This is a genomic window from Streptomyces sp. H39-S7 (genome assembly GCF_027158205.1).
Lineage (GTDB): Bacteria > Actinomycetota > Actinomycetes > Streptomycetales > Streptomycetaceae > Actinacidiphila.
In genome coordinates this window covers 7,776-8,398 of sequence record NZ_JAPVLU010000109.1, presented here as the reverse complement: position 1 = coordinate 8,398, position 623 = coordinate 7,776, and the positions used below count along the sequence as shown (strand labels likewise).

Annotated in this window: 1 protein-coding gene; it reads right to left on the bottom strand. The window is 72.2% G+C overall.

The genetic code is table 11. The features are described from left to right. Positions 1–106 precede the first annotated feature (106 nt). Positions 107–623 (bottom strand): MMPL family transporter (locus O3X23_RS43315; protein WP_269280738.1); only part of this gene is annotated, 517 nt, incomplete at its 5' end.

Sequence of the window (623 nt, the reverse complement as noted above, 5' to 3'; positions counted from 1 at the left end):
GTTCTCATGGCGGGCACCGCTCCATCCTGCGTGGTGTGCGACGACCTGTCACCGGGCGGGCCGGGTCCCGGCCCGCCCGGCGCTCAGGGGGAGAGCTCCGCACGGTCTACCGGACCAACTCCAGTTCCACGGCCGTCGGCTCCGGCGGTCGCGGGATCTCGCGGCTGAGCTCGCCCGGCCACCAGACGCGTCCGGCCAGCAGGGTGCTCGCGGCCGGGATGAGGAAGGTGCGCACCACGAAGGTGTCCAGCAGGACGCCGAGGGCGATCGTCGTGCCCATCTCGACCATCATCACCAGTGGCAGGGAGGCGAGGACGGTGAAGGTGGCGGCGAGCACGATGCCTGCCGAGGCGATGACACCGCCGGTCGCCTCCAGCGCGGTGACGGCCGAGCGTCCGGCGTCGGCGCCGTGTGCGGCCTCCTCCCGCATCCGGTGCATGAGGAAGATGCCGTAGTCGACGCCGAGGGCGACGAGGAAGACGAAGCTCAGCAGCGGCAGACCCGGATCCATCCCATGGAAGCCGAGGACGGGGCCGAAGAGCAGTCCGCCGATGCCGAGCGACGCCGCCCAGACGGCGGCCATCGCCGCCACCAGCAGCAGCGGTGCGACGAGGCTGCGGAGC